General features: G+C 52.9%; 3 protein-coding genes and 1 pseudogene. 2 read left to right on the top strand and 2 right to left on the bottom strand.

Annotation, left to right across the window (positions count from 1 at the left end):
• Window positions 1-141: 141 nt before the first annotated feature.
• Both PN477_RS02630 and PN477_RS02625 read left to right on the top strand, forming a co-directional pair.
• Window positions 142-924: pseudogene (locus tag PN477_RS02630) on the top strand (IS4 family transposase); the annotation flags it as partial.
• A gap of 297 nt (window positions 925-1,221) precedes the next feature.
• Complete coding sequence (locus PN477_RS02625; protein ID WP_272115593.1) at window positions 1,222-1,878, top strand: Uma2 family endonuclease; 657 nt, start codon at window positions 1,222-1,224, stop codon at window positions 1,876-1,878.
• Window positions 1,879-2,023: 145 nt separating this feature from the next.
• Here PN477_RS02625 and PN477_RS02620 read toward each other — a convergent pair whose 3' ends face one another.
• Both PN477_RS02620 and pglZ read right to left on the bottom strand, forming a co-directional pair.
• Window positions 2,024-4,933: a plasmid replication protein, CyRepA1 family gene (locus PN477_RS02620; RefSeq protein WP_272115589.1), complete on the bottom strand. Its 2,910-nt coding sequence runs from the start codon at window positions 4,931-4,933 to the stop codon at window positions 2,024-2,026.
• A 436-nt stretch (window positions 4,934-5,369) separates the two neighbouring features.
• Window positions 5,370-7,391, bottom strand: coding sequence for a BREX-2 system phosphatase PglZ (gene pglZ / locus PN477_RS02615; protein WP_272115591.1), 2,022 nt, complete (start codon window positions 7,389-7,391; stop codon window positions 5,370-5,372).
• Between the last annotated feature and the right edge of the window lie 144 nt (window positions 7,392-7,535).

Here is a 7,535-nt window from a genome sequence, read left to right as displayed (position 1 = left end):
GGCTTACTCCCTCCAAGTGCTCCGCTAGGTTCGTCAGTGTGTAGTTCACTGGACTGCTCAGCAGGTACTGGCAGTACTCTAATTTGCTGAATTTACTCATCCTCAGAATTTACCTCCTTCTACCCCTTTGCGTAAGTCCTGATCTTGATGCTCTGTGTGGTGCATGAAGGCATTGGCTATCCCCTGCTCTGGACGATGCTCGACAAACAGAAAGGCAACAGCAGCAGTACAGAGCGGATGGACTTGCTGGATCGCTTTGAAAGCTTATTACCGGATGCCGAGATTGCCTATCTGACGGGAGACCGTGAATTTGTGGGGAAGTCCTGGCTCTCGTACTTGATGATGGAGAAGCCCATTCCTTTTCGTCTGCGCATTCGCCAGACGGACAAGATTTGTGCGGGGAAGGGTCAGCCTGCGCTCATGGGATCTCACCTGTTTCGGTCTTTAGCCATCGGTGCAACGCAGGTTTTGCCAGGACGACGATGGGTGTGGGGTCGTCCGGTTTATGTCATCGGCACTCGTCTTAACCCAAAACAGAAGTCGAAGAAGACTGATGATGATTTCCTGATTGTCATCACTACGCACGACCCCCAAAAAGCTTTGGCTGACTATGCTCACCGCTGGGGCATTGAAACGTTGTTTGGCGCACTCAAGACAAGGGGCTTTAATCTGGAATCGACTCATTTCACCGATAGGGCGCGTCTGTCTAAGCTTCTGGCTCTTTTAGCTCTGGCGTTTGTCTGGGCGATGAAGGCGGGCTTATGGCGACATACTCATCAACCGATTCGCCTGATCAAGTCCCATGGTCGTAGCGCTCGGAGTCTATTTCGTTATGGTTTTGACCTGCTCCGCCGCTTTTTCTTCGATTCTGCCTCTTTTAGCGCCCCTCTCTTCAACCCTATCCGATTTTTGTCCTGTACTTAGTCCTCTTTTACTTAGTTTGTACTATTGACTCCAAGAAAACAAAGATTTTTCATTATTTCAGGGCTGTTCTGCATCACTAAGACAAACCTGACATGCTCCCGTTCGTAATGGTGTAGTTAACAGGACTATTCAACCGGTACTGAAAGTAATCCTTTGGGGTGAATTTTTCCATCTTCTGGCCCTGCTTTTTTCTCTTCTGAATAAGTCCTGATTGGATACGATCGAGCTTACTACACGAAGGTCATGACTCGTCGTTATAATGAACCCAGCTTCAATCACTTCATGGATTTGGGATTCATGGTTCACGCTTCTGTTACTCCCCACACTCTCTACCCCGATTCTGATGGTCAACCCATGGCGGACAATACGGAACAGTATGAATGGATCGTCCGCCTTGCCACTAACCTCAAACATCTCCTCAAGGATGAGGTGGCGTTCGTCGCTGGCGATTTGCTTTGGTATCCCGTCGAAGTAGAGACTCCCCCTGCCCCCCGCCAGGCTCCTGATGTCCTCGTGGCGTTAGGGCGTCCACCGGGCTATCGCGGTAGCTACAAACAGTGGGAAGAAGACAACGTTGCGCCTCAAGTCATCTTTGAGATTCTCTCGCCGGGTAATACACGCCGGGAAATGGCGCTGAAGCAAAAATTCTACGACGACTACGGGGTCTTGGAGATGTACTACTATGACCCGCAACGGCAAGACTTTTGGGGCTTTGTGCGCGAGCAACCCGATGAGATCTGCACCCTCGTGACTGCTCTCTGTTTACCCTGGACATCCCCACTGCTGAAGATTCGCTTTGAACTGTTTGAGGATGGCTTGGCGGTATTCTACCCGGATGGGGCACCCTTCCGAGATCCGGTCGCAGCGTTGGCGCAGGAGCAGGACACGGCACAGAAGCTAGAGGCAGCGTTGGCTAAACTTCAGGAGCTGGGTATTGACCCTGATTCTCTCTAGTTTGGGTTGTTTGGCTCCTTCCTCTTTAACCCTGACCCCTTCTTTTGCCTGGTGACTCCGGCTGGGGGCTGCTGGGTTTGCTCTGCTTTTTTGGGGAGTAGACTCTCTGAGGGTGGGTAGAGAGAGGTGGAAGTTAATCTCTCTATTAAGCCGGGATGGCTATTGATGGGGGGGTGCTACACCGGGCTTCATCCCGTGCCTGCCAATGGGCAAAGACCCGCTCCCGGTCATCGGGAATCACCGCCGCCCCATAGACCCGCACCTGTTCCCCCATCTTGCCGCGCCGGTAGAGGAAATCGAGTTTTAAGCCCATCTTGCCCAGGAGGTTTTGGGCGGCTTGGATCGGTTTGAGGTTTTCGTGAATCGTGACATTGAGGAAGGTCTTGATGTCGCGGCGATAGTGGAGCAGCATCTCAAACCAGGGTCGGATGCTCTCCTGGGTGAAGGTGGCATCGGGTTCCAGGAACTGGGCGATGTTGAGACGTTCTAGGGCCATCACCTGGGCGGCAATCTGGGAGCCGTTAAAATCCGGTTCAAACAAACGACCTTGGGGGTCTCGTTCCCGGAGGTGGTCAAACTGTTGACGATCGCGCTCTAGCACATACTGCCGGCCCACCGTGAAATAGTAATGGAGTTGCAGACGTTTAAAGTAACAGCGGTCATCCTTTTGAATCAGCTCCGGCGTGACCTCCAGCCCCGGATAGCGGCGGGCCAGTTCGGCCTTGCGCTGGGCGGAGCGCTCCTCTGGGGTTTTCTGTCGCTGTTCCTGGAGTCGTTGCAGTTCAGTATCGTTGAGGTCTGGGGCTTGGGCGATCGCATCACAGTCCTCTTGGTAGGCCTCGGTTTTGAGTTGAGTCATGGTGTCTTTAACGGGGTGAGGGTGTCCGGTCGGTAGATGGGTCTGTACTGTCGTCAGTTGATAGCCCTCTTGTAACAATCCGGCGAGAATTTGGGTAGCATATTGCCGAGCTTGGATATTGATCAACGCCCCACGCTGCGCCCAGATTTCCAAGGGTAGCGTGTGAAAGGTATCCTCCCCTAGTTCCGGTATACACCCGGCAGCGAGGAGGGTCTGGACATGGAGGCGAGTTTGGCGGCGCTGACTTTGGAGCAGTTGCTGCCAATGACAGGAGCCATCGCCAATCGTCCCCACCCCGATCGCCTGGGATTTTGCCCAGAGAAAGCGCGGCACATCTGCCCGCACCCGACTGAGCGCCTGACGCACCGCGTCGCAGGTTTGTACGCCCCCGGCGATGCCCCACACCGAGGTGAAATGGTCAAGATCAATACTGATGCCCGTTTCAATACTCGGCGAGGCAATCACCAGGTCATAGTCTGCCAGGAGGGTATTGAGATGGGCCATGCAGCCACAGGCGGGATGACCGGGTTCGGCAATGGACTCGGAATCGATGCGGAGAATCTTCAGGTGGGGGAAGCGTTCGCGGCAGTAGCGTTCTAGATTGCGAGAACTCCAGGTGGATTTGGTTTTTTGGGCACTGGTGCAGACAAAGGGAATACCGCCTGCGGCAATGTGGCGCTCTAAATCGGCGATCAGTCCGGTGGGTTCGGGATCGTCGTACCAGGTGAGGGCGCGACCGGCAGCGGGTTGCCAGGTATTGACGAGAATCCAGGGACGGATCGGTTCGCCCCAGTCCTGCACCAAGCCGGTGAAGTAGTGCAGGCTGATGTCGGTTAAATCCGCATCGGCGAGAAAGATACGCCCCTGGCCGGCGAGGACGTGGTAAACCAGTTCGCGCAGGGTATGGAGTACGGCGGTGCGGTGTTTTTTCACCTCGGTATTGGCATTGAGGAGATGCCAAAGCACCTGCTCCACTTCGTCCACAATCAAGAGCGCCCCTTCCCAATCTGCTGGATTAAACCGTGCTTTTGAGGTGGGGTGGAGGGAGTCGGCACAAATACCGTAGCCTAGGATGCCGGCGGTTTCTGAGTCTTGGACTTCGGTGATGTAGTCAATGCCGAAGCGATCGCACAATGCACTCCCCAACTGCACCCGATGGGTCAACACCAAAACCCGTTGTCCCTGCTCAATGGCTGCCGCCACCTGGGTGCTGAGCCATTGGGTTTTCCCGGTTCCCTTGGGAGATTTGAGGGCGACAATCTGAGCGGTCTCAGGCACAGGAACGGCGGTGAGAAAGCGATCGCACACCTCCACATCCACCACAGCGGTCAACTGATTGAGTTGCAGCGCATCCCAAAGCGCCACCTCCAACGCCGCATCATAGGCCGCATGGGCCGCCCCGACCCCCCGCGCCACAATCAAATCATCAATTCCCTTATGGTCAGTGGTCCAGGTCATGACGTGGCAGGTGCAGCCCTGGCGCTGGAGGAGGTGGGAGGTTTTGCGGATGGCTTGGCGCACATGGAGACGGGTCGAGGCTTTCTGGTCTTCATCGAAAGCCAGCGTCACCGATCGCCCCGGTACAGCGAAGACCTGGAGCGCCGGAATCAACCGGGGCAGCCCAATCACCCGATGGGCCGCATCGCGAGATTGTCGATAGCCGCCGAAAATCCCCGGCAGCGCCACCGCCGCATAACCCGCCGTCAGCAAAGCCCCGGCTTTTTTCGCCCCCTCGGTAATCACTAGAGGAACTGCCGGGTTCGTAAGCACCCATTGCCAAAACGAATCCCCCACCCTCGGCACGCCCCACCGCGCCGCAATGCGTGACCACACCGCGTCAGAAACCTGGAGCGCAAACAGCTCCGTGGGAACCTGGGGAGGGTGTTCGTACTTGATGGGTTTGTTTTTCGTGGGGTCAACCCTGGGCGTATCGGGTTTGAGACAGCCCCAGGCCGAAGCCGCCAAGGTGAAGACATCCACGCCCTGACACCACCAGCCCCCCTGGTCGAGGTGGGCATAGCGGCGCAGCCACTTTTCCCGCAGTCGTCCGTCGTTGCGGCGTTGGGTGGGGGTCAGTCCGTAAAAAAGATGGTCGGCGCAGGTGGCTAGGGATGAAAAACTGTGAACATTGAGAGTGATGAGATCCGCATCAACAGCGGAGTTGAGCCATTCTTGTCGGTGGTGAAAATTGAGCATGACAAAAAATTCGGTAAAGGATACTTTGACCGAAGGCGAACGACACGCTACAATTACATACAGATGTGTGGAAGCATCATTTGTTTTGGTAGCGCTTGTTCAACTCGGTTCGTTAAAGCGCTTGTTCAACCCGATTCATCTTTCCTGTGCTGCTGGATACAGCTTGGAAAGAGGGGTTAACTCAATATGAAACTGTTTGTCGAACCTCTTGGGAGTTGCTTCTCCTGAGGGGTTCAATCCTGTGTGGGTGGATTTACCTCCAAGGGTATATTGCTATGGGCTGTCCGTCGCAATTCAGGCAGCTAGCTATGATTTGGTCGGGATGACCGTAAAACTCATTCCTATCATAGAGGAAATTTCCCGTTCCACAAAATGATTTGAGACAAGATGTGATGTTGCGGTGAAGTGCCTTGGTGCGATCGCACTTCCTCTGGGGTCATGCGACAGGGGGTTTTGACTGAAGCTGCCACCACTCTGGAGGCTCTAGGCTACCGACTTGGTAGCCATCAGGGCAGTGATGTTGCATTTTTGGGCAGAGGAGCGCGATCGCGACCAACATTTCCTGGGGATTAATCCCGCCATGATACCCATGTTTTTTCTTGGTGTAGCGAACGGTTTCAGTCCAAGGCGTAATGAGCGTATGATCCGATGAGCCGAGAACGCGATCGCCCGTTATTTTGCGCTCATAGTCTTTGATTAATTCTGAGTCTTGGACGACGCGCCAGCGCTCGCCGCCGGTGGCCGCGACATACCGGGCCGCATGGTCTAAAACATGACCGTGATCGCTCGTTAAACACACAATACGGTGACTCTCTTTCGCAGCTTGGAGCAATGCAGCAAGGCTTTTAATGGTTTCAACAGACCAGGAAATATCGGTTTGTTCTCCCTTATCTAAGTGATCATCAATGGCATTCACAACAACGCCCACAATAGACTGCTTTGGATCGTGAATCGCGGCATTAACATTGGACGCTAGATTCACTTGAGCGTCATCGCGTAAGTCTGCTTTATGGAATAGAATCGGCGGTTTATGGCCGCGACGACGTTTGGTGAAGTTGGCAGACTGGGTAAATACTTTGGCTTCGTGATCGGCATTTCCTTGGCACAGTCGTCCACTCAACAGACTACTCCGAGATGTTTTGGTATCTGAGGGAATTGTGGCTAAACCCAGAGTTATGGGAGTTTTTGATGTTTTGGGCTGGAGTAATTGCCAATCCGATTGAGGTGAGCTTAGCTCTTCAAGGAGAGTGATGGCAATACTGAGACTCATACCATCCATGACAATTAGTAAAATAAATTGTTGGGCGGCAATAGGCGCGATCATGGTGCTTAAAATACCCTCGACCGGAATCACGTTGCGGCCTAGATCATGACTCACTGTTGCTTTAACTAAGCAATCGGCGAATTGCTGGGATAAATGTTCTCGATGGGTGGTTATTTTCTGAAATAACTGTGTATAAGTATGGGCTAAGTGGGGGCGATCGCTGCCTCCCACTAGGGCAAATCGAGCGCGATCCAGCCAACAGCCCAGCATCCGTTCAATCTGTGCCGCCTCTTCAAAATTGTTGGGTTCTGATGCTAGGATTCCGTTTGTTTGCTTCAGCCATTGTACTAAGCGCATTGCCATGGTGAGGGAGAGGGCAAGTCGCGATGTTGGTGTATAGGCTTGGCTGCTTAATAGTTTTTGAAATGCTTCCTGTAATTGAACAAAATTGGCCTCTGTCCAGGGTTGAGAATCGGTCTGTAAGAGTACATTGAGATGTTCTCCCCACTGCTGTAAACGTTGCTCAAAGCCTGTTTTTGATAAGTGGCTCACATCGGCATAGGCATCGACTCCCAATTCTTGTAAGAGTTCATCTACGGGGTGTTGGACTGTGGTAAATAACGCAGGGTCTTGTTTTAAAAGTCGAGCGGTTACAGTTTGCCAAGGTTTGAGGGTGGAAGCATCTAGGGCTTGTCCTTGAAAATAGCGTTCTTCTAATTTACCAATGGCGCGATCGCACTTCCCCTGATTGTCCGGGTGAAAGAGCACATCCAAGACAATACCCATCGCGATAGGATGCGATCGCTCCCCACAATCCAAATAAGTTAGTAGGGAAGAGACCGTGTTTCCGGCTGTCTCGATTAATCGATTGTGAATAATTGTTTTTAGGTTGGGATCAAGATGCTGATAGTTGGCGATGGCTTGGGGGTTTAATGACCATTCCAATAACGATTGGAGATCGGGCCGTTCGTCCGTGATCTTTAACTCGCGATTGAGCACAATTGACCAAACAGTTTCAGCATCTAAAACCCCAGCCGGAACACGGTAACGGTCGTTTGATGGATCGCTTAAGAGATAGTCTGCTAACCAAGCATAAGCCCGTAAACGAGGGTCAAGAATTTGTGCCCCAAAATGTTCTGCAACACTTTGCCACGGGTCAATAGGGAACAAACGACGTTTTGCCACACGAGTCAGAATATGGGTGCATCCCAGTTATGCAATGAGTATAAATGCTCAGGAGAGAAGCAAGCTAAAATCGGCATCATGGAATCAGAACCCGAAACACAACCTAATGGATACCCAAACCCAAGCCGAGCTTAAAGCCCACGCCGAAGCTAT

It is taken from the genome of Spirulina subsalsa CS-330, assembly GCF_028330765.1.
Lineage (GTDB): Bacteria > Cyanobacteriota > Cyanobacteriia > Cyanobacteriales > Spirulinaceae > Spirulina > Spirulina subsalsa_A.
Note: the sequence above shows the minus strand (reverse complement) of the source record. Positions and strands in the feature narration are given on the sequence as shown.